This window comes from Micromonospora sp. NPDC051300 (assembly GCF_044455315.1).
GTDB classification, from domain to species: domain Bacteria; phylum Actinomycetota; class Actinomycetes; order Mycobacteriales; family Micromonosporaceae; genus Micromonospora; species Micromonospora robiginosa.
The window spans coordinates 126,860-147,771 of the sequence record NZ_JBITEP010000014.1; the positions used below are offsets into that span (position 1 = coordinate 126,860).

Annotated in this window: 22 protein-coding genes; 9 read left to right on the plus strand and 13 right to left on the minus strand. The window is 72.9% G+C overall.

The features are described 5' to 3' along the window. Window positions 1-68 precede the first annotated feature (68 nt). Window positions 69-1,748 carry a DNA repair helicase XPB gene (locus ACIA5A_RS17805; RefSeq protein WP_396763019.1) on the plus strand — a complete coding sequence of 560 codons (1,680 nt, stop codon included), beginning with the start codon at window positions 69-71 and terminating at the stop codon, window positions 1,746-1,748. A gap of 52 nt (window positions 1,749-1,800) precedes the next feature. On the opposite strand, the gene ACIA5A_RS17810 is transcribed toward ACIA5A_RS17805, so the two are convergent. The 7 genes from ACIA5A_RS17810 to ACIA5A_RS17840 all read right to left on the minus strand — a co-directional run bounded on the left by ACIA5A_RS17810 (window position 1,801) and on the right by ACIA5A_RS17840 (window position 7,593). Next, entirely contained in the window at window positions 1,801-2,742 is a 942-nt protein-coding gene (locus ACIA5A_RS17810; RefSeq protein WP_396763022.1) for a zinc metalloprotease, read from the minus strand. Window positions 2,743-3,141: 399 nt separating this feature from the next. Continuing rightward, complete coding sequence (locus tag ACIA5A_RS17815; protein ID WP_396763025.1) at window positions 3,142-3,990, minus strand: GNAT family N-acetyltransferase; 849 nt, start codon at window positions 3,988-3,990, stop codon at window positions 3,142-3,144. Between the two features lie 45 nt (window positions 3,991-4,035). Next, the gene (locus ACIA5A_RS17820) at window positions 4,036-4,704 is read right to left on the minus strand and encodes a hypothetical protein (RefSeq protein ID WP_396763028.1); all 669 of its coding nucleotides are present in this window, start codon (window positions 4,702-4,704) and stop codon (window positions 4,036-4,038) included. Beyond that, entirely contained in the window at window positions 4,701-5,105 is a 405-nt protein-coding gene (locus ACIA5A_RS17825; protein ID WP_396763031.1) for a YbaB/EbfC family nucleoid-associated protein, read from the minus strand. The genes ACIA5A_RS17820 and ACIA5A_RS17825 overlap by 4 nt, the downstream gene beginning before the upstream one ends. 20 nt (window positions 5,106-5,125) lie before the next feature. Beyond that, window positions 5,126-6,178, minus strand: a complete 1,053-nt coding sequence (locus tag ACIA5A_RS17830; RefSeq protein WP_396763033.1) for a hypothetical protein — start codon at window positions 6,176-6,178, stop codon at window positions 5,126-5,128. A 72-nt stretch (window positions 6,179-6,250) separates the two neighbouring features. Further along, entirely contained in the window at window positions 6,251-6,988 is a 738-nt protein-coding gene (locus ACIA5A_RS17835) for a TIGR03089 family protein (RefSeq protein WP_396763036.1), read from the minus strand. A gap of 26 nt (window positions 6,989-7,014) precedes the next feature. Further along, window positions 7,015-7,593 carry a TetR/AcrR family transcriptional regulator gene (locus ACIA5A_RS17840; protein ID WP_396763038.1) on the minus strand — a complete coding sequence of 193 codons (579 nt, stop codon included), beginning with the start codon at window positions 7,591-7,593 and terminating at the stop codon, window positions 7,015-7,017. Window positions 7,594-7,681: 88 nt separating this feature from the next. Between ACIA5A_RS17840 and ACIA5A_RS17845 the strand changes: the two genes are divergently transcribed. Then, window positions 7,682-8,056, plus strand: coding sequence for a DUF4267 domain-containing protein (locus ACIA5A_RS17845; protein WP_396763040.1), 375 nt, complete (start codon window positions 7,682-7,684; stop codon window positions 8,054-8,056). Window positions 8,057-8,157: 101 nt separating this feature from the next. After that, window positions 8,158-9,324 (plus strand): hypothetical protein, encoded by a 1,167-nt coding sequence (locus ACIA5A_RS17850; RefSeq protein ID WP_396763043.1) that lies wholly within the window; start codon window positions 8,158-8,160, stop codon window positions 9,322-9,324. Here the strand turns inward: ACIA5A_RS17850 and ligD (ACIA5A_RS17855) are convergent. After that, entirely contained in the window at window positions 9,254-10,165 is a 912-nt protein-coding gene (gene ligD, locus ACIA5A_RS17855; protein ID WP_396763046.1) for a non-homologous end-joining DNA ligase, read from the minus strand. The genes ACIA5A_RS17850 and ligD (ACIA5A_RS17855) overlap by 71 nt on opposite strands. Further along, window positions 10,155-11,093 carry a non-homologous end-joining DNA ligase gene (gene ligD, locus ACIA5A_RS17860; RefSeq protein WP_396763048.1) on the minus strand — a complete coding sequence of 313 codons (939 nt, stop codon included), beginning with the start codon at window positions 11,091-11,093 and terminating at the stop codon, window positions 10,155-10,157. The genes ligD (ACIA5A_RS17855) and ligD (ACIA5A_RS17860) overlap by 11 nt, the downstream gene beginning before the upstream one ends. A gap of 87 nt (window positions 11,094-11,180) precedes the next feature. Here ligD (ACIA5A_RS17860) and ACIA5A_RS17865 point away from each other — a divergent pair, with 87 nt between their 5' ends. Beyond that, a complete protein-coding gene (locus ACIA5A_RS17865; protein ID WP_396763051.1) occupies window positions 11,181-12,158 on the plus strand; it encodes a Ku protein in 978 nt (325 codons plus the stop codon). 24 nt (window positions 12,159-12,182) lie between these two features. On the opposite strand, the gene ACIA5A_RS17870 is transcribed toward ACIA5A_RS17865, so the two are convergent. Further along, on the minus strand, window positions 12,183-12,575 hold the full coding sequence (locus ACIA5A_RS17870; protein ID WP_396763054.1) for a PPOX class F420-dependent oxidoreductase: 393 nt from the start codon (window positions 12,573-12,575) through the stop codon (window positions 12,183-12,185). A 136-nt stretch (window positions 12,576-12,711) separates the two neighbouring features. Here ACIA5A_RS17870 and ACIA5A_RS17875 point away from each other — a divergent pair, with 136 nt between their 5' ends. The 4 genes from ACIA5A_RS17875 (at window position 12,712) to ACIA5A_RS17890 (ending at window position 16,159) form a co-directional block, all read left to right on the plus strand. Further along, window positions 12,712-13,407 carry an FKBP-type peptidyl-prolyl cis-trans isomerase gene (locus ACIA5A_RS17875; protein ID WP_396763104.1) on the plus strand — a complete coding sequence of 232 codons (696 nt, stop codon included), beginning with the start codon at window positions 12,712-12,714 and terminating at the stop codon, window positions 13,405-13,407. Between the two features lie 138 nt (window positions 13,408-13,545). Continuing rightward, the gene (locus ACIA5A_RS17880) at window positions 13,546-14,394 is read left to right on the plus strand and encodes a hypothetical protein (RefSeq protein ID WP_396763106.1); all 849 of its coding nucleotides are present in this window, start codon (window positions 13,546-13,548) and stop codon (window positions 14,392-14,394) included. A gap of 31 nt (window positions 14,395-14,425) precedes the next feature. Next, the gene (locus ACIA5A_RS17885; protein ID WP_396763057.1) at window positions 14,426-15,079 is read left to right on the plus strand and encodes an HAD family hydrolase; all 654 of its coding nucleotides are present in this window, start codon (window positions 14,426-14,428) and stop codon (window positions 15,077-15,079) included. 66 nt (window positions 15,080-15,145) lie between these two features. Continuing rightward, window positions 15,146-16,159, plus strand: a complete 1,014-nt coding sequence (locus tag ACIA5A_RS17890; RefSeq protein ID WP_396763060.1) for an NADPH:quinone reductase — start codon at window positions 15,146-15,148, stop codon at window positions 16,157-16,159. 175 nt (window positions 16,160-16,334) lie between these two features. Here ACIA5A_RS17890 and ACIA5A_RS17895 read toward each other — a convergent pair whose 3' ends face one another. After that, window positions 16,335-17,984: a fatty acid--CoA ligase gene (locus tag ACIA5A_RS17895; protein WP_396763063.1), complete on the minus strand. Its 1,650-nt coding sequence runs from the start codon at window positions 17,982-17,984 to the stop codon at window positions 16,335-16,337. An 84-nt stretch (window positions 17,985-18,068) separates the two neighbouring features. Between ACIA5A_RS17895 and ACIA5A_RS17900 the strand changes: the two genes are divergently transcribed. Then, on the plus strand, window positions 18,069-18,560 hold the full coding sequence (locus ACIA5A_RS17900) for an NUDIX domain-containing protein (protein ID WP_181571379.1): 492 nt from the start codon (window positions 18,069-18,071) through the stop codon (window positions 18,558-18,560). A gap of 35 nt (window positions 18,561-18,595) precedes the next feature. On the opposite strand, the gene ACIA5A_RS17905 is transcribed toward ACIA5A_RS17900, so the two are convergent. Together ACIA5A_RS17905 and ACIA5A_RS17910 are read right to left on the minus strand one after the other, a co-directional pair. Beyond that, complete coding sequence (locus ACIA5A_RS17905) at window positions 18,596-20,269, minus strand: MDR family MFS transporter (RefSeq protein WP_396763065.1); 1,674 nt, start codon at window positions 20,267-20,269, stop codon at window positions 18,596-18,598. Between the two features lie 55 nt (window positions 20,270-20,324). After that, window positions 20,325-20,882, minus strand: coding sequence for a type 1 glutamine amidotransferase domain-containing protein (locus ACIA5A_RS17910; RefSeq protein ID WP_396763068.1), 558 nt, complete (start codon window positions 20,880-20,882; stop codon window positions 20,325-20,327). Between the last annotated feature and the right edge of the window lie 30 nt (window positions 20,883-20,912).

Here is a 20,912-nt window from a genome sequence, read left to right on the forward strand (position 1 = left end):
ATGGTCCGCCTTCGGCAGGTCAGATGTGGCGCGGGCAGAGATTCCGGGCGATGCGAGAGGACGCTGGCGTGAGCGGTGGACCACTGATCGTGCAGTCGGACAAGACGCTGCTGCTGGAGATCGACCACCCGGACGCGCAGGCGTGCCGGATGGCCATCGCGCCCTTCGCCGAGCTGGAGCGCTCCCCCGAGCACGTGCACACCTACCGGCTCACCCCGCTGGGCCTGTGGAACGCGCGGGCCGCCGGGCACGACGCCGAGGGCGTGGTCGACTCCCTGATCAAGTACTCCCGCTACCCGGTGCCGCACGGCCTGCTGGTGGACGTGGCCGAGACGATGGACCGGTACGGCCGCCTGCAACTCGCCAACGACCCGGCGCACGGGCTGGTGCTGCGCGCGCTGGACCGGGTGGTGCTGATCGAGGTGGCGAAGAGCAAGAAGCTCGCCGGCATGCTCGGCGCGAAGCTCGACGACGACACGATCGCGGTGCACCCGTCCGAGCGGGGCCGGCTCAAGCAGGCGCTGCTGAAGCTGGGCTGGCCGGCGGAGGACCTGGCCGGCTACGTCGACGGCGAGGCGCACCCGATCGAGCTGGCCGAGTCCGGCAAGGACGGCGGCAGGCCGTGGACGCTGCGGTCCTACCAGCGGGAGGCGGTGGAGGCGTTCTGGGCCGGGGGCTCCGGCGTGGTGGTGCTGCCCTGTGGCGCCGGCAAGACGCTCGTCGGGGCGGCGGCGATGGCGGAGGCGAAGGCGACCACGCTGATCCTGGTCACCAACACGGTCGCGGGCCGGCAGTGGAAGCGGGAGCTGATCGCCCGCACGTCGCTGACCGAGGAGGAGATCGGCGAGTACTCGGGCGAGCGCAAGGAGATCCGCCCGGTCACCATCGCCACGTACCAGGTGCTCACCTCGCGGCGCGGCGGCGCGTTCACCCACCTGGACCTGTTCGGCGCCCGCGACTGGGGCCTGGTCGTCTACGACGAGGTGCACCTGCTGCCCGCACCGATCTTCCGCTTCACGGCGGACCTCCAGGCCCGCCGCCGGCTCGGCCTCACCGCGACGCTGGTACGCGAGGACGGCCGCGAGGGCGACGTGTTCAGCCTGATCGGCCCGAAGCGGTACGACGCTCCGTGGAAGGACATCGAGCAGCAGGGCTGGATCGCCCCGGCGGAGTGCACAGAGGTACGGGTGACGCTCACCGACGCGGAGCGGCTGGCGTACGCGACGGCGGAGGCGGAGGAGCGCTACCGGATGGCGGCGACCGCCCGCACCAAGCTGCCGGTGGTCCGCGCGTTGGTGGAGCGCCACCCGCAGGAGCAGGTCCTCGTCATCGGTGGCTTCCTCGACCAGTTGCACCAGCTCGGCGAATACCTGGACGCGCCGATCGTGCAGGGTTCCACCACGAACAAGGAGCGGGAGCGGCTGTTCGACGCGTTCCGGTCCGGTGAGATCCGCACGCTGGTGATCTCGAAGGTGGGGAACTTCTCCATCGACCTGCCGGAGGCGGCGGTGGCGATCCAGGTGTCCGGCACGTTCGGGTCGCGGCAGGAGGAGGCGCAGCGGCTGGGCCGGGTGCTGCGGCCGAAGGCCGACGGGCGGCAGGCGCACTTCTACACGGTCGTGTCGCGGGACACCATCGACACCGAGTACGCCGCGCACCGCCAGCGTTTCCTCGCCGAGCAGGGGTACGCGTACACCATCGTGGACGCCGACGACGTGCTCGGCCCTCCGCTGCCGACGGTCGACTGAGCGTTCTGTCCGGCCGGGCGGGCCCGGTGTCGAGGCCCGCCCGGTCCTCCGGTCAGCCCTTGCCGCTGGCGCGGAACGCGACCCAGGCGTCGCTCATCCGGTCGGCCTGGCCAGCGGTAAACATGTTCATGCAGGAGTCCTGCGTGTAGTCCATGAAGTTGTGGATCGGGTCGAGCCCGGGTGCGGTGCAGGTGTCCGCGCCGACCGGGCAGTTGAACTGCGGCGCCGCCTCACGCGGCGTGTCGGCGACGAAGTCGCCGGAGGCGGAGCAGCCGTGCGCGAACGTGTGCTCCAGCATCAGCCAGTGCCCCACCTCGTGGGTGAGCGTGTCGCCCTCGGCGTACTTGCCGGCCGTGCCGCCCGGCATCGACTCGTCGAGCATCACCACGCCGTCGATGTAGTCATGGCCGTTGTTGTAGCCCTTCGGGAAGTACGCCCAGCCGAGCAGCCCGCCGCCGATGTTCGCCGCGTAGACGTTGAGCGTGCGGGAGTCGCCGGTGTAGAGCGCCTTCTTCATGTCCCGCTCGTTCTTGCCCGGCACCACCGTGTACCAGGCGCTGTTCACGGTCCACGTGGTGTCGACCAGCGAGAAGCGGAACGGCGTGTCCGACGCGTCGGCCGCGGTCCGGCCGGCGTACGAGTCGTTGAGCACGGTCATCTGGGCCGCGATCAGGGTGTTCCACCGGGCCTTCTCGGCCGCGCTCAGCTCGTGGTCGGAGACCATGTGGAAGACGGTCGGGACGGTGACGCTGCCGTTGGCCAGGCGCGGCGAGTCCTTGATCACGCCGTAGGCGTTCGCCTCGTTCTTCGAGTAGAGCTCCGGCTCCTGGGCGGTGGCGCCCGCGCTGACCCGGGCGGCGCTGTGCGTGTCGGCGCCCGGCGCGCAGGTCGCCGCCGGGGTGGCGGAGGCCGTGGCGGGCGCGCCTCCGGCGGTGAGGAACATGGCGGCGGCAGCGGCGAGCACTGCCAGGTGGATTGTCGGTTTCCTGTGCATCGCTGCACCTTTCGAGAGGCAGGAAGGAACACCGACGCGGGGTTGTCAAAGCTGCGGATCGATGACGTCGTCGTCCCGACATAAGACCACGTCAACGGCGTTCACAACACCCCCGGACGCGGCGCGACGGCACTGCCTCTCGTCCCTACGAACGTGATGGCACGGATGACTCACCGGTCACCGATCAGGCGCCGCTCCCACCTAGGAAGATTCGCGTTCCAGACCCTGGACAGCGCGGAGATCTTGGCAAGAAATGGCCCCTCCGGGGGCCGATTCATACCAAGATCTCGCACGGTCAGCGGTGATCGGACTCGGCGACGAACACGCCTCGGCCCGGGCGGCCCACCAGCACACCCCACGCGCCCGTAGTCGCGCACCGACGACCCGGCCCGGGCACGGTCAGCGGCGCAGGTAGCGGGCCCTCCGACCGGCGTCGTGAAACCCGAGCCGGCGGTACAACCCGGCCGCCGGATTGTCGTCGTTGACGCAGAGCCACGCGCCGTCCACGCCCGCCTCGGCCAGGCCACCCAGCACGTGCGCCACCAGGTACGCGCCGATCCGCCGGCCACGCCAGTCGGGCACCACGCCGACCTGGTCGATCCAGTCGCCGAGCACGGTGACGAAACCGACCGCGTCCCCGTCCGGCCCTCGCGCGATCAGCGACAGCTCCGGCCGGAAGTCCTCGTCGTCCCGCAGGTCACCCAGCCACTCGTCCACCGCCGGCTCGACGAACCCGGGCCGGTCGGCGAACGACGCGCGGTAGGCGCCGAACAGCTCCGGCCCGAGCGTCGCCGGCCGCACCGTCACGCCGTCCGGCGCGGGCACGTCGGGCGGCGCGTCGAGGTCGTGCCGCAGCACCCACTCGAGGAACGTCCGTGAGTAGCCGCGCGCGGTGAACAGCGCCTCCGCGCCGGCGGTCCATGTCTCGGTGGTGAGCAGCAGGTCCGCGTCGGCCGCCTGCTCCTCGGCCCAGTCCAGCAGCCGGGCGCCGAACTCCCGCCCTCGCCAGGCCGGATGCACCAGCCCGGTGGCGGTGGCCGGCGTGCGGTCCGCGTCGACGCTCACGGCGGCGACCAGGTCGCCGCCGCGCCAGGCGCCGAGGGTACGCGGTTGCAGCAGTCGCGCCCGTAGCAGCGGTGTGGTGGTGAGCAGCGGCAGCCCGCCGTCGGCGGCGAGGGCCGCCTCGGCCAGCCCGGCCAGCGCCGGCAGGTCCGCCTCGCCCAACTCCCGCCAGGTCAACCCGTCCACTGTTCTCCCGAGTGTTAGAAGGGGGCCCCGCCTATACCGGAGGCGTTAAGAGGGGGCCCCTCCTTGCGCCCCGCCTTGCACGCCGAGCGCGGCGAGCAGGGCGCGGAGCTGGCGTTCGCGGCGGAGGCGGCCGACGTAGAGGCCGACCTGCCAGGCGGCCGGACTGTCCACCCGCTCGTTCCAGTGTCGAGCCAGCGTGCCGGAGTCCTCGTCGGCGAGCAGCGCCGCCGCCGACTCGGGCGGCAGGTCGAGGATCAGCAGCGGGCCACCGGGGCGGTCGCGTTCCACCCGCACGCCGGCGAGCGCGGCGATCGGCAACCGCAGGTCCCACCAGGAGGGGTCGGTCGGGTCGGCGGCGGCGACCTCGCCGGCCCACACGCCACGCAGCCGGCCCCGGACCTCCCCGTCCGCGACCGAGAGCATCGGGTGCCCGGCGCCGTAGGCGTACCAGGTGACCGCGGCGAGGGTCAGGACCGGGTACGGCAGCGCGATCCCCGCCGCCACCACGAACGCGAGGACGTAGGGCAACGCCGAGCCGCGCCGGCCCAGCGGCGCGCCGACGATGACGAGCAGCACGAACGCGACCGCGGCGAGGGCGAGGAGCGGCAGCACGATCGCCGGGCGCATCTGGTAGCCGGCGGGGACCGGGCGCAGCGCGCCGAGCGACCGCAGCAGCGGGCGACGCAGGCGCAGTTCCGCGGTCGCGCGGCTCATGACCGGCCGAGGTCGGCGCGGAGCTGTTCGAGCTTCTCCCGCTGCGCGTCGACGAGCCGCTGGTACTGGGCCACCTGTTCGCGGGCCTGGCGGACGGCGTCGCCGCCGTACACGTCGGCGCCGCCGGTCATCTGCGCGACCACCTCGGCGAGCTTCGCGGCGGCCGAGTCGGCGGCCCGGCCGGTGGCGGCCAGGATCGCCTCACGCAACTCGTACGTCTGCATCCGTCGGGTCTCCGCGGCCAGCTCGATGTCGACGAGTCGACCGCTCGCCGCGCACGTCGCCCGCACCAGCCCCGCGTCGTCGCTGCCCTCGCCGGTGAGGTCCGACATGGTGGCGGCGAACCGGTTGGCCTGCTCGGCCATACCCTCGATGCGGCGCCGCGCGTCCGGGTCGATCACGACGTCTCCTCTCCCGTGGCTCAGGCGAAGTTCTCGCCGACGCGGAACTCGGTCAGGTCCGGAGTGCCGGCCGTGCCGTCGTCCGGCAGCGTCATCAGCTTGAGGAAGTCCTTGGCGAGGCCGTTGACCAGCGCCAGGGCCAGCCCGCCCACCGCGCCGACGGCCGCCACCATCGAGGTGACCGAGCTGGCCACGGCCGCCCCGGCCGCCTGGATGAGCGGTTCGAGGGCGACGGCGGCGCCAGGGATGAGCTCGGCGGCGCGCATGGCGATCAGCCAGGTCAGGAACGGCACGGTCATCGCGCCCAGGGCGATCCACAGGCCGCTGAGGGCGATCTCCAGGGAGTGCAGCGCCTCGCCGAGGATCCGGATGTACGCGCCGAGTTCGTCCAGGTGTGCCTTGAGCTTGGTGGCCATGATGACGAAGCTGTCCTTGCCCTCGCCCTTCCAGGTGCCGGTGGCGGCGGAGCAGATCTTGTCGAAGTTGGCGTTCAACGCCTTCTGGAGCTGGTCGCCGTGGCGGATCAGGTCGGCGCCGGCCTGGGCGATGCCCATCGGGTTGGCGACGAAGAGCACGGCCCCGGCCAGGCCGATGACGAAGGTGGGGCAGAGCGCGGCGCAGGCCGCCATGCCACCCACGATCCCGCCGATCTCGGCCAGCGTGATCGTGGCGCCGACGGTGACGGCGGCGCCGAGCGCCGCCGGGTCGGTGGCGAGTTGCGCGGTGCCCGTCCGGCCGTACGCGTCGCCGTAGGAGCCCATCGGGGCCGGCGTGCCGCCGAAGCCGCTGACGTGCAGGTCCTCCGCGCGCTCGTACTGGTCGGCGACGACCCCGAGCTTCGCGCCGATCTGCCGGCACACGTCGGCCGCGCCGCGCACGTCGTCGATCAGGAACCCGACGTGCTGGATGTAGAGCGCCTCGAACGGTGACAGAGCGATGCCGAACCCGGGCGGATCGATGACGCTGTCCCGGGAGATCTCCTCCGCCCGCTGCGCGTAGTCCTCGGCGACGGTGCGGCCCAGCGTCCGCCCATGGATGCGGACGTCGTCCGGATCCACGGTGAAGTCGGCCATGCTGCCCTCCCGGTGCGCTCCCCGGGCATCGTAGGCGAACGGCTGCGCCCCGGGGTGCCCCCGATCAGCGACTCAGAGGACGCGGGTGGCCCCGTCGGCGGTGAGGTGGGCGTCCAACCGGGAGCGGTCGAGGTGGGCGTGGACGACGACGGTGGCGCCGGCAGCGAGCGGGGCCAGCAGCCACGTCAGGGGCTGTTCGTGCTCGGCCGCGTCGACCAGCAGCCGGTCGCCGGCGCGCAGGTCGAGCTGCCCGGCGATCTCCGCGGCGAGCCGCCGCCACGCGCCGAAGCTGGTGCCGTCCGGGGTGGCCGGGTCGGCCGGGTCCACGGCGGTGTAGTCCGGCGGGTCGGCCGGGTGCCGCAGCACCTCGGTCGACCAGTCCAGCCAGCCCGGCGGCGTCTCGTCGAGCGGGCCGGGCGCGGTGCCGACGAGGTAGCGGTGGGTGCCGTCGGGCACGTCCTCCAGCCAGTCGTCGAGGCGGGCCGGCGTCACGAACACCGCGTCGTATGGCCGGTCCGCGCCCGGCTCCAGCACCGGCAGGCCGGCCAGGGCCCGGGGTCGGAAGGAGACGGTCAGCCCGACCGACCACGCCCCGAGCAGCACCGCCGCGGTGCGCCAGTGCGGCGGCAGCAGCACGGCCACCCGGTCGCCGGAGCGCAGCCCGCAGCCGTCGCGCAGCAGGCCCGCGGTGCGGGCCGCCCAGGCCCCGAGCTGGGCCGGGTCCAGGTCGGTGCGCTCACCTGTCGCGTCGTCGCGATAGCTGAACAGCGGCGCGTCGGTGGTCGCCGCGACGGGTCCGGAGGCTGCCATCGGTGGGCTCCTGTCTGGCGGTCAGCTCACCCTAGCCGGGTGAACCGGTCGACCAGGAGGGCCACGCGGCGGTCGTGTTCGGCCTGCCGCAGCCGGCCGTCGCGCATCAGCGTGACCAGGCCGTGCAGGCCGCTCCAGAACGTCTCGGTGAACGCCTCCAGGTCGTCGTCGCCGGCGAACGGACGTAGCGTCTCGGCCAGCTCGGCGAAGGCCCGGGCCAGCTCCACCGGGGTGTCCTGACTGGCGAAGGAGAGGGCGACCGGGAGCGTGAAGATCGCGTCGTAGAGCGCGGGCCGCCGGGCGGCGAACGTGGCGTACGCGGTGGCGATGCCGGCCACCGCCGCCCTCGGGTCGGCCGCGGCGGCCCGGGCGGCGGCGAGGTCGGCGGCGAGGTCGCCGGAGCCCTCCACGGCGACCGCCGCCATGATCGCGTCCTTGCCCCTGAAGTGGCTGTAGAGGACCGGCTGGCTGTACTCGATCTCGGCGGCGAGGCGGCGGGTGGTGACCGCGTCCCAGCCCTCCGACTCGGCCAGGTCCCGGGCGGCGGCGATGATCGCCCGCTCGCGTTCCGCCCGCTCCCGCTCCCGACGCGCCTGAATCGACATGACCACGATCCTAGCACTGCTAGCCATCCTGCCCATGCTCTGCTAGCGTCGCTTTTACATCTAGCAGCGCTAGCAATTGGAGCCGGTCATGCTCAGCCCCCTCGCCTACGGGCTCGCCATCGTCCTCAGCCTGTTCATCGCCTTCATCGGCGTCCGCTTCCTGGTGGCGCCGCGCGCCTCCGCCGCCGGCTACGGCGTACCGGCGGCGGAGCACGGCGGCGATCCCGCCTATCTGACGGTCAAGGGCGTCCGCGACCTCACCTACGGGCTGGTCGGCCTCGCCCTGATCGCGTTCACCAGCGCCGAGGCGATCGCCTGGTTCATGCTGGTCGTCGCGCTGGCCCCGCTGGGCGACACGGTCATCGTGCTCCGCCACGGCGGCACCCGGGCCGTCGCCTTCGGCATCCACTTCGCCACCGCCGTGGTCGTGCTCCTCGACGCCGCCCTGCTGTTCGCCCTCTAGGGCCGAGCCGCCGGCCGGGTCCGCGACAGTCGACTTTGGTCGCGTACCCGGCCGGCCGATGGCCGTATCGACGAGCCGGACGGCTACGGCACGGTGCCGACATGACGACCGAACCGTTACGCCGTCGGCTCGCCCCGGCGATCGCGCTGCTGCTGCTCGCGCCGTGGACCGCGGAGTGCGTCTGGGGCGGCTTCACGCTCCCCGGCATGCCGTTCGTCGTGGTCCTGCTCGCCCCCATGTACGGCGGCGCCGCGCTGCTGATCCGGGAGACCGCGCGACGCCTCGGGCTGGGCTGGCCGGGGATCGTCCTGCTCGCCGCCGCCTTCGGCGTGGTCCAGGCCGGCCTGGTCGACCAGTCGCTGTTCAACCCCGACTTCCTGGACGACACCCAGTTCGCCGACTCCCGCGCCGCCGCCGAGGCGACGCTGGTGCCCGGCCTCGGGTTCAGCGCCCGGCAGGCGGTCGACTACGTGGGCAACCACGTGGCGTTGACCATCTGCGCCGCGATCGCGCTGGTCGAGTCGTACCTCGGTGCGGGCCGCCGGTCGCGGCCCTGGCTGGGCCGTCCGGGGCTGACCGTGGCCGGGCTGCTCTGGATCGGCGGCAGCCTGCTGGTCTTCGCCGACGACGGCGGCCGCAAGGGCTTCCTGGCCTCGCCGGCGCAGCTCCTGTTCGCCACCGGGGTGGCGCTGGCCCTGACCGCCGTCGCCCTACGGCGTGCCCGGCGCCCCGCCGGCCGGACCGCCGGCGGGCCGCGCCCCGGCTTCAGTGGCGCGGCCGATTCGCACCTCGCCACAGCCGGCGCGACCGGCCCGGACGTCGACGCGGCGCGGTCGGCCGGCACCGGGTCGAAGCCCACGGTGGCCCACCAGCCGCCGGCCGCACCCTGGCCGGTCTGGCCGGGGGCGGTGGTGCTGGTCGCCTATCTGGGCGCCGCGATCGTGCCGGGTTGGGCCGGGATCGGGCTGGCGCTCGCGCTCGCGACCATCACCGCGGTCCTGCTCACCCGCTGGTCCCGCCGGGTCGGCTGGGGACAGTTGCACGTGCTCGCCGCCGGTTCGGCGAGCGTGCTCGCGGCGGCCGCCTCCGCGTACGACGTGCCGACCTACTCCCCGTCGAGCCCGGCGGCGGACCTGGTGGGCGACGTGGCGATCAGCGGGATCGTGGCACTCCTGGTCGGCGGCGCGTGGTGGCGGGTCAGGCGGGAAGCTCGGGGCCACCGGCGAGCAGCGGCGCCAGCAGATCACCCTGCTTCGCCACCCGCCTGAGCACCTCGGCCGCGGTGTACGGCCGGCTCGACGGGCGCTTCCCGGCCGCGCCGGCCTCCACCTCGTCCCAGGTCAGCGGCGTGGACACGGCCGGCACCGGCTGGGCGCGCAGCGAGTAGGGCGCCACGGTCGTCTTCGCCGCGTTGTTCTGACTCCAGTCGATGAAGACCTTGCCCGGCCGCAGGTTCTTCGCCATCTTCGACACGACCAGCTTCGGGTGCGCCTGCTCCAGCTCCCGGGCGATCCGCCGCGCGTAGTCGGACACCACCTCGGCGTCCTGCGTGCCGGCGATCGGGCAGCAGAGCTGCATGCCCTTCTTCCCGGACGTCTTCGGGTGGGCGTCGATCCCGTCGTCGGCGAGCCGGTCGCGCATCAGCAGCGCCACCTGGCAGCACTGCCTGAGGGCGGCCGGCGCGCCCGGGTCCAGGTCGACCACCATCACGTCCGGGTGCGCGCCGATCTTCCACTGCGGCGTGTGCAGCTCCAGCGCGGCCAGGTTGGCAAGCCAGACCAGCGTGGGCAGGTCGTCGCAGACCACGTAGTCGATGGTCTCCCGCCCCTTGCTGGACCCGGGGGCGGGCAGGTTCTCGGTGCGTACCCAGCCGGGGGTCGCGGCGGGTGCGTTCTTCTCGAAGAACGAGCCGCCGTCGACGCCGTTGGGAAAGCGGATCCGGGTCAGCGCGCGATCGGCCAGGTGCGGCAGCAGCACCGGCGCGATCCGGGTGTAGTAGTCGATCACCTCGCCCTTGGTGAAGCCGGCCTGCGGGAAGAGCACCTTGTCCAGGTTGGACAGCTCCAGCGCGCGCCCCTCGACCTCGACCTTGAACCGGTCAGCCGGCATCGTCGACCTCCTCGGGCGGCTTGTCCGGGCGCAGGCGCAGGATCCGCGGGAAGCGCAGCCGGCCGTCCGGCGTGCGCTGGCCGTACTTGACCTCCACCACGACCCGGGGGGATACCCAGATCGCGCCCCGGGCATCCTCGCGCGGCACCCCCGCGGCGAACGGCGAGGCGTCGGCGCGCAGCGGCTCCAGCTCGCGCAGCAGCTCCCGCTCGATCGTCGCGCCGATCCCGCCGCCGACCCGCCCCCGGTAGACCAGCCGCCCGTCCGGTCCCGGCACGCCGACCAGCAGCCCGCCGATCCGGCGCGCGCCGGGCCGCCAGCCGCCGACCACGAAGTCGCCGGTGACCTCCAACTTCACCTTCACCCAGTCCGGCGAGCGCACCCCGGGCCGGTAGAGCGAGTCGGCCCGCTTCGCCATCACCCCCTCCAGCCCGTGCTCGCCGGCCGCCGCCCAGGTGGCCGCCCCGTCGGTGAAGACCGGCGGCACCGCCCAGCGGGCGGCGCCGAGCCCGAGCGACTCCAGCGCCGCCCGCCGCTCCCGCCACGGCCGGGCGGTCAGGTCCACGCCGTCGAGCCGCAACAGGTCGAAGATCATGTACGTGACGGGGGCGGTCGCCGCCAGCCGGGCCGCCTTGGCCGGGTTGCGCACGTGCATCCGCTCGGCCAGCGCGGTGAACGACGGCTGCCCGTCGGTGAAGAGCACCACCTCGCCGTCGAGCAGCGCATCGTCGACCTGCTCGGCCAGGTTGAGCAGCTCCGGGTACGCGGTGGTCACCTCGACCCCGGACCGGGCGTAGAAGTGCCGGCTGCCGTGGGAGAGGTCGGCGAGCGCGCGGATGCCGTCCCACTTGAACTCGTACGCCCAGGCGGCACCGGCCGGGAGCTGCCCGGTCATCGCGAGCATCGGCTTCAGCGGCGCGCCGGGCACCTCCTGACTGTAGTTGCACGCCGAAGGGCGTGCGTGGAGTTCGATCGTTTGCGATTCTGGTGTTCAGCCGGGGAGAGGAGCACGGGGATGCGGGCCATCTGGAAGGGGGCGGTGTCGTTCGGCCTGGTGTCGATCGGGGTGAAGGTCTACTCGGCCACCGAGGAGAAGGACATCCGGTTCCACCAGGTGCACCGCGAGGACGGCGGGCGCATCCGCTACAAGCGCACCTGCTCGGTCTGCGGCGAGGAGGTCACCTACGACGACATCGCCAAGGGCTACGACATCGGCGGCGGCGAGATGGTCATCCTGACCGACGAGGACTTCGCCGACCTGCCGCTGAGCACCTCGCACGCGATCGACGTGCTGGAGTTCGTGCCGGCCGAGCAGGTCGACCCGATCCTCTACAACAAGGCCTACTTCCTGGAGCCGGAGGGCACCGCCACCAAGCCGTACGTGCTGCTGCGCGACGCGCTCAGCGACTCGGAGCGGGTGGCGATCGTCAAGGTGGCGCTGCGCCAGCGGGAACAGCTGGCCACCCTGCGGGTCCGCGAGGGCGTGCTGCTGCTCAACACCATGCTCTGGCCGGACGAGATCCGCCGGCCCGACTTCGGCTTCCTGGACGAGGACCTGAAGGTCCGCCCGCCGGAGCTGGCCATGGCCAGCTCGCTCATCGACTCGATGGCCGGCGAGTTCGAGCCGGACGCGTTCACCGACGACTACCGGGCCGCGTTGCAGGAGGTCATCGACGCGAAGGTCGAGGGCCGCGAGGTGGTGCAGCCGGAGGAGGAAGAGGCCGCGCCGGCCGCCGCGGTGGACCTGATGGCCGCGCTGAAGGCGTCGGTCGAGCGGGCCCGGGCGGCCCGGGGTGAGGCGCCGTCCGGCGGCGGGGCGGAGCCGACGCCGATCTCGTCGGCGCGCTCGGCGAAGAAGACCGCCGCGAAGAAGACCCCGGCCAAGAAGGCGCCGGCGAAGAAGGCCGAGCCGGCGAAGAAGACCGCCGCGAAGAAGGCCGAGCCGGCGAAGAAGGCAGCGAAGAAGGCCCCCGCCCGCAAGAAATCCGCCTGAGGTGCAAGGCGGGGGCCCCGCTTGTCAGCCGCGGCCGAGCTTCTCCGTGGGCGTGATCCGGACGATGACGCGTTCCTCGCCGGGGCGCCGCCACGGGTAGGTGTCCTGGCCGAGATACTTCTTCGCCATCCGGTCGATGTGCTCGTCGGCGCCCTCGGTGACGAACTCGGCGGTCCCCTTGACCCAGAGCGTGCGGAAGTCGTCGGCCTTGTCCGCCACCGACACCGCGACCACCGGGTTACGGGCCATGTTCAGGTATTTCTGCCGGCCCTTGGCGGTGTTGAACAGGATGTGCTCACCGTCCGTGTCCACCCAGACCGGGGTGACGTGCGGGGTGCCGTCGGACTCGATGGTGGCCACGTGCGCGAGCTGCGGCTCGCCGAGCAGGGCCAGGTCTTCTTCGGTGAGGATCGCCATGGTCGAGAACGTACCTCGATGCGTTGACGGCCGCCCCCGGTACGGCTTGAGCTGTTAACCGGGGGCCCCGCCTATACCGAATGCGTTAAGAAGGGCCCCCGCCTTTCATCACGGTGGGGGTGTGGGCGGGTACCGTTTGCGCGCATCCACCCACCTGCAGGGAGTCGACGTGAGCGAGCGTGTGGAGAACCGGTCGGAGGACCAGGCCGCCCCGGCCACCAAGGCAGGGCGGCGACTGGCCGCCCAGTTGGCGGAGAAGAAGGCCGCCGAGGCGCGCCGGCGCCGGCAGTCGATGCTGGGCGCGGCGGTCGGTGTCCTCGCCGTGGTGGCCCTGGTCGGCGGCCTCGTCTGGCTGAACAGCGGGGACGACGACAAGTCGACCTCCAGCGCCACCTCGGCCAGCCCCAGCGCTCCGGTCGAGCCGACCGCGCCGCCCGCCCCGGAGCTGCCCGCGAACGTCGACCCGGCGCTGAAGACCAAGCCGACCGTCAAGGCCGGCACCGGCGAGCTGAAGAAGCTCACCGTCACCACCCTGGTCAAGGGCACCGGCCCGGCGGTCAAGGCCGGGCAGACCATCACCACGAACTACGTGGGCGTCTTCTACAAGGACGGCAAGCAGTTCGACGCGTCGTGGGACAACGGCCAGCCGGCCACCTTCCCGATCGGTGTGGGCCAGGTCATCAAGGGCTGGGACCAGGGCCTGGTCGGGGTGCCGGTGGGCAGCCGGGTGCAGCTCGACCTGCCGGCCGCGCTGGCGTACGGCGACAAGGCCGAGGGCGGCCGTCCGGCCGGGCCGCTGCGCTTCGTCGTCGACGTACTGGCTGCGCAGTAGATCACTCCAGGCTTCCGCCCGGTCACCCACCGGCAGTAGGTTCATGGTCACCGCGAGCGGCCCGACCGCTCGCGGTGACTGCATACCGACGCGGAGGTGCACGTGGCGGCGCTGGACGAACCCCGGGTGGCCCGGCAGATGTGGACGCTCTTCGAGCCGGTCCACGCGGTCACCTACTTCCACCCGCGGGCGCGGGCCGCGTTCGAGGCGGTCGGGCTGCGCGGCTACTGGCGCGGCTACTTCGCCGGCCGGGCCGCGCCGCTCGGACCGGTCGACGCGCCCACGGTGACCGCGGCGTTCTTCAGCTTCGCGCCGGGCATGGTGGCTCGGGCGTTGCCGTCGGTGTGGCGGCTGGCCTCCCCGGAGGAGGCGTTGCGCGCCCGGCTCACCGGTGCCGTGCAGGCGCTCGCCGAGTTCACCTACGAGCTGCCCGAGTCGCACCTCGTGGAGGTCGCCGGCCTGCTGGAGGAGGCGGCCGGCCGGGTGGACACGGCCGGGCGGGTGCTCGGCGCCGTCAACGCCGCCCTGCCCCGGGGCGAATACCCGCTGGCCCGGCTCTGGCAGGCCGCCGCCACGCTGCGCGAGCACCGGGGTGACGGGCACGTCGCCGCGCTCGTCGGCACCGGGCTGGACCCGGTGGAGGTGGTGGCCTGGCGGTGCCGGGTCGACCAGTTCCGCGAGTTCCACCAGCCGGCCCGGGGGTGGACCGACGAGGAGTGGTCCGCCGCCGAGGAGCGGCTGGTGGACCGGGGTTGGCTGACCGACGACCACGGCCCGACCGCGCACTCCACCGCGGCGTTCCGGGCCGTCGAGGAGGCCACCGACCGGGCCGCGTCGGGCCCGTGGCGGGCGCTGGGCGCGGAGCGTACGGCGCGGCTGCGGGAGTTGCTCGAACCGATCGCGACCCGCTGCCGCACGATCATCCCGCCGAAGGCTCCGATCGGCCTGCCGGCGCAGCAGTCGGCCGGGGCGACGCTGCCGGGCTGAACCGGGCCACCGGTTGGGGCAGGATGGCGGCATGGTGGACGCGGTGCTCTTCGACCTGGATGGCGTGATCGTGGACTCGGAGCCGGTCTGGGAGGAGGTCCGGCGGGCGTACGTGGCCGCGCACGGGGGCACCTGGCAGCCCGACACGCAGCGCCGGCTGATGGGCATGAGCACCGGTGAGTGGGCCGCCTACCTGAGCGGCGAGCTGGGCGTCGACCGGTCGGCCGAGCAGGTCGCCACCGAGGTGGTGGCCGAGATGGCCCGGCGGTACGCGGAGCGCGTACCCCTGATCGACCGGGCCGACGCGGTGGTGCGCGGGGTGGCCGCGCGGTGGCCGCTGGGGTTGGCCAGCTCGTCGCCGACCCGGCTGATCGCGGCGGCGCTGGACGCGACAGGCCTGGCCGACGCGTTCGGGGCGACGTTGTCGACCGAGGAGACGGCCCGGGGCAAGCCGGCGCCGGACGTGTGGCTGGCGGTGGCGGCCCGGCTGGGTGTCGACCCGGCGCGCTGCGTGGCGGTGGAGGACTCGTCGAACGGGGTCCGCTCGGCGGCGGCCGCCGGGTGCCGGGTGGTGGCGGTGCCGCACGGTTCGTACCCGTTGGATCCGGACGCCGAGGCGCTCGCCGCCGTGCTGCTCCCCTCGATCGACGCGCTCACCCCGGAGCTGCTGACGGGGTTGGGCTGAGGCCGGCGCGGCATGTTCGTGCGGGGTTCGGGTAGCGCATTGCGCGACGACGGCGGAGGGACGGCGATGAAGGCGATCGTGTACGAGCGCAGCGGGGACGCCTCGGTGCTCCAGTTGGTGGAGCGGCCGGCGCCGGAGCCCGGTCCCGGCGAGGTGCTGGTGCGGATGGCCGTCTCGGGGGTGAACCCGACGGACTGGAAGGCCCGCGAGGCGTGGCCGCTGCCGGCCGGTTGGCAGATCCCGCACCAGGACGGCGCCGGGGTGGTCGAGGCGGTCGGTGAGGGCGTCGACCAGACCATGATCGGTGAGCGGGTCTGGTTGTGGGAGGCGGCCTGGCAGCGCCCGTGGGGCACCGCAGCGGAATACACCGTGGTCCCGGTCCGGCACGCGGTGTCGCTGGGCTCGGCCTCGTTCGACCTGGGCGCGGCGCTCGGCATCCCGTTCATGACCGCGCACCGGTGCCTGACCGCCGGCGAGTTCATGCCGGACAAGCTGCACGCCGGTGCGTTGAGCGACCACGTGGTGCTGGTGCAGGGCGGTGCGGGCGCGGTGGGCAACGCGGCGATCCAGCTCGCCCGCTGGGCCGACGCCTGCGTGATCACCACGGTGAGCACGCCGGAGAAGGCGCAGCTCGCCGCCGCGGCCGGCGCCGACTTCGTGATCAACTACCGCGAGCAGGACGTGGTGGAGGAGGTCCGCAAGGTCGCGCCGGACGGCGTGCACACCGTCGTGGAGGTCTCCGCCGCCCGCAACGCCGCCGCCGACGTGCGGATCCTGCGCACCGGCGGCGCGGTCTGCGTCTACGCCGACGACGGCGGCGACGAGGTGACCCTGCCGATCCGGCCGCTGATGGGCCCGAACGCGCGCTGGCAGTTCGTGCTGGTCTACACCGCGCCGAAGGTGGCAAAGGCGCAGGCGGTCACCGACATCGCGGCGGCGGTGGCGCAGGGCGCGATCCGGGTCGGTGAGGAGGCCGGCCTGCCACTGCACCGGCGTCCGCTGGCCGAGACCGCGGCGGCGCAGCAGGCGGTACGGGACGGCGCGGTGGGCAAGGTGCTGGTCACCACCGCCGACGAGTAGGCGATTTCCCCGACATCAGGACAGAGGCGAACAAGTTTCGCGACAATGACGGTGCGGGTCACCCCGTAACGGACGGGCGGCCCCGGCGCGGTGCGAACGCCGGGGCCGCCCTCTGGGGAGGAATGTCCGTTGGATCGTGTTCCTACCCGTGTAGGCGACGGTACGCCGGAAAGTGTTACGGCGCGGTCAGTTCCCGCACCTCAAGGCCGCCGTCGGCATACCGGGAGCGCACCACCTTCTTGTCGAACTTGCCGACGCTCGTCTTCGGCACCGCGTCGATGAACGCCCAGCGCTCCGGCAACTGCCAGCGGGCCACCGAGCCGGCCAGGAAGTCGCGCAGTTCCTCGGCGGTGACCGAGGCGCCCTCGCGGACCACCACGGTGGCCAGCGGCCGCTCGTCCCAGCGCTCGTCCGGCACGCCCACCACGCACGCCTCCAGCACCGCCGGATGGGCCATCAGGGCGTTCTCCAGCTCGACCGAGGAGATCCACTCCCCGCCCGACTTGATCACGTCCTTGGCGCGGTCGGTGAGCGTGATGTAGCCGTCCGGGGAGAGCGTGCCGACGTCCCCGGTCCGCAGCCAGCCGTCCCGGAACTTCTCGGGGTCTCCGACGTCGTCCCCGACGTACCGTGCGGTGACCCACGGTCCGCGGACCTCCAGCTCACCCACGGACGTGCCGTCGGCGGGCAGCGGCTCGCCCAGCGGGCCGACGATGCGCGCGGCCACCCCGGCCGGCACGCGGCCCTGGGTGTAGCGGTAGCGCCAGGCGTCGTCACCGGTGGCGCCGGCCGGGGCCCGCGACACCGAGCCCAGCGGAGACATCTCGGTCATCCCCCAGGCGTGGATGACCTCGATGCCGTGCCGGTCGTGGAACGCGTGCATCAGCGCCGGCGGGCAGGCCGAGCCGCCGACGATCACCTCGGTCAGGGAGGACGTGTCCACGTCGTGGCTGTCCAGGTAGGCCAGCAGGTCGGTCCAGATGGTCGGCACGGCGCCGGCCAGGGTGGGCCGCTCGGCGGCGATCATCGCGGCGATCGGCTCGGCCTGGAGGAAGCGGTCCGGCATGATCAGCGAGGCGCCGGAGAGGAACGCCGCGTAGGGCAGGCCCCAGGACATGGCGTGGAACATCGGCACGATGGCCAGCTCCCGGTCCTTCGGGCCGAGGCCGAAGCCTTCCGGCATGCAGACCTGGAGCGAGTGCAGATAGATCGAGCGGTGCGAGTAGGCCACGCCCTTGGGGTTCCCGGTGGTGCCGGACGTGTAGCAGAGCGCCGCCGCGTCCCGCTCGTCCACCTCCGGCCAGTCGAAGACGTCCGGCCGGTCGGCCAGCAGCGCGTCCCAGTGGTGCACGGTGATCCGGTCGCCGGCGGCGGCCACCAGCGGGGCCGGGTCGCCGCCGCCCACCACCACCACGTGGCGCACCGTGGCCAGCTCGCCGATCACGCGCGCGAGCAGCGGGATGAGCGTGCTGTCGACGAGCACCACCCGGTCCTCGGCGTGGTTGGCGATGTAGGCGACCTGGTCCGGGAAGAGCCGGAGGTTGAGCGTGTGCAGCACCGCGCCCATGCTCGGCACGGCGAAGTAGGCCACCAGGTGCTCGTTGTTGTTCCACATGAAGGTGGCGACCCGCTCGTCGCCGGTCACGCCGCACTCGTCGCGCAGCGCGTGCGCCAGCCGGGCGGCGGTGCGGCCCACCTCCGCGTACGTCATCCGGCGGGGTTCGGCGCCGGTCCAGGTGACCACCTCCGCCGCGCCGTGCACGGTGGCGCCGTGTTCGAGGATCCGGGAGACCTGGAGTGGGGCGTCCATCATCGTGCTACGCATGGGTAACAACGTAGTGTCGCCGTTCACACCAGCGGAACCCCCGGAACGGCCGAGAGGCCCGGCATTGCTGCGTAGATTGTCCGGGTGAGCATCTCGTGGGCAGACTCGTACGTCGGCCAACTGCGCGCGCTGGCCGGCGACCGCACCCTGATGTTCGTCGGCGCCCGCGCCGTGGTGCGCGACAACGCCGCCCGGGTGCTGCTGATCCAGCGCTCCGACAACGGCCAGTGGGCACTGCCGGCCGGCGCCATGGAACTGGGCGAGTCGATCGCCGACTGCGCCGTCCGCGAGGTGCGCGAGGAGACCGGCCTGCGCGCGCTGCGGGTCAGCGCGTTCGCGCTCTACACCGGCCCGGATCGCACCCACACCAACATGTACGGGCACACCTACCAGGTCTTCACCACCGCGTTCCGGGTCGACGAGTGGGACGGCGAGCTGTCCCGGTTCACCGACGAGACCACCGACGCGGGCTTCTTCCACCCGGAGGAGTTCCCCGCCCCGCTCTCGTCCAGCGTGCACGAGACGCTCGCCGACCTGGACGTCTTCGAGCAGACCAACCGCCTGATCCTGAAATAGGCCGGCTCCGCCGGCGGCATCCCGAGCGGGCCGGCTCAGAGCATCGTCTGCGACTTCGCCTCCATCTCGGCGGCGGCCTCGTCCTTCGACTCCTTCGGCAGCGGCTTGCCGCCCGGCGCGGCGGCCTTCCCGCCCAGCGGGTCGGCCCCGCCGGTGGCGCCCTGCGGGCCGGCGCCACGCAACTGGTGGTTCGGCATGAGCAGGGTGACCAGCACCGCCAGCACCGCGACCAGCCCGGTGGTCAGGAAGACCAGGTGCAGCGCCTCGACGAACGAGGACTGGATCGCGGCGCGCACCGGCCCGGGCAGGGCGAGGATGGTCGCCGGATCGTTGATCGAGATGTTCTCGGTGCCGCCGGCCGCCACCGCCGCCCGCTGCTGCGGCGGGAGCTGGGCGAGCGCGCCGGGCAGCCGGTCCGCCAGCGCGGAGCTGAGCCGGGTGGACAGCACCGCGCCCAGGATCGCCACCCCGAACGAGCCGCCCAGCGACCGGAAGAACGTCGCCGACGAGGTGCCCGCGCCGAGGTCGCGGACGTCCACCGCGTTCTGCACCGCCAGGATCAGCGACTGCATGCACAGGCCCAGCCCGACGCCGATCACCACCATGTAGCCGAACGCGAGCCAGAGCGACGTCGTCACCTGGAGCTGGCGGAACAGCAGCATGCCGGCCACCAGCACCGCCGAGCCGGCCACCGGGAACCACTTGTACCGGCCGATCCGGCTCATCGCCCGGCCGGTCAGGATCGACGTGACGATGATGCCGGCCATCATCGGCAGCATCAGCAGACCGCTGCGGGTCGGCGACGCGCCCTTGACGATCTGCAGGTAGAGCGGGATGAAGATGATCGACCCGAACATCACCAGACCGAGCACGAAGCCGGCGGAGTTGGCCAGCGCGAACGTGCGGCTGCGGAACAGCCGCAGCGGCAGGATCGGCTCCCGGGTCCGGGCCTCCTGGAGCAGGAACGCCACGCCCAGCACCGCGCCGGCCACGAACAGCCCGACGATCACCGCGGAGCCCCAGGCGTACGAGGTGCCGCCCCAGCTCAGCCCCAGCAGCAGGCAGCTCACGCCGGCCACCAGCAGCGCGGCGCCGAGCCAGTCCACCGTGTGCTCGCGGCGCTGGAACGGCACCAGCCGCATGACGTGCCAGCAGACCACGATGGCGAGGATCGCCAGCGGCACGTTGATGTAGAAGATCCAGCGCCAGTTCGTCTCCGCGAAGTAGCCGCCGACGAGCGGCCCGGCCACCGACGAGAGGCCGAACACCGCGCCGAACAGGCCCTGGTAGCGGCCCCGCTCCCGGGGCGGCACCACGTCCGAGATGATGGTGAACGCCAGCGTCATCAGGCCGCCCGCGCCGAGGCCCTGCACGCCCCGGGTGACGATCAACTGGGTCATGTCCTGCGACAACCCGGCCAGCAGCGAGCCCAGCAGGAACGCGCCGATCGAGAAGAGGAAGACCGGCCGCCGGCCGTACAGGTCGGCCATCTTGCCGTAGAGCGGCGTGGAGGCTGTCGACGCCAGCAGGTAGGCGGTGACCACCCACGAGTAGTGGTCGATCCCGCCCAGCTCACCGACGATGGTGGGCAGCGCGGTGCCGACGATGGTCTGGTCGAGCGCGGCCAGCAGCATGCCGGTCATCAGACCGAACATCAGCAGGCGGATCTGGCGGGCGGGCAGGGCGGGACGGGCGGCCTGGGCGGTCATCCCGCTTCCTATCCCACCGGGGGCGGATCATGCCCCCGGTGGGCGGATGAGTTTTCTAGCCGGCGGTGTGCCGCCCCTCGGCGAACTCCTCGACGATCTTGGCGCAGAACGCCGGCAGGTCGTCCGGCTTGCGGCTGCTGACCAGCCCGTTGTCCGTGACGACCTCCTGGTCCACCCAGTTGGCGCCGGCGTTGGTGAGGTCGGTGCGCAGGCTCGGCCAGGAGGTGATCGTGCGGCCGCGCACCACGTCCGCCTCGACGAGCGTCCACGGGCCGTGGCAGATCACCCCGACCGGCTTGCCGGCGTCGAAGAACGACTTCACGAACCGGACCGCGTCCGGGTCGGCCCGCAGGAAGTCCGGGTTCGCCACGCCGCCGGGCAGCACCAACCCGTCGTACGCCCCGGCGTCCGCCTCCTTGGTGGTGACGTCGACCTGGTACTGCTTGCCGTGGTCCAGGTGGTTGAACGCCTGGATCGAGCCGGACTCGATGGAGACCAGCTCCACCTGGGCACCGGCGTTCTCCACCGCCTCGCGGGGCTTGGTGTACTCGACCTCCTCGACGCCGTCGGCGGCCAGGAAGGCGATCCGCTTGCCCTGAAGTGTCGCTGCCATGCTGCTTCTCCTCTCCGGGGTGTGTCTGGA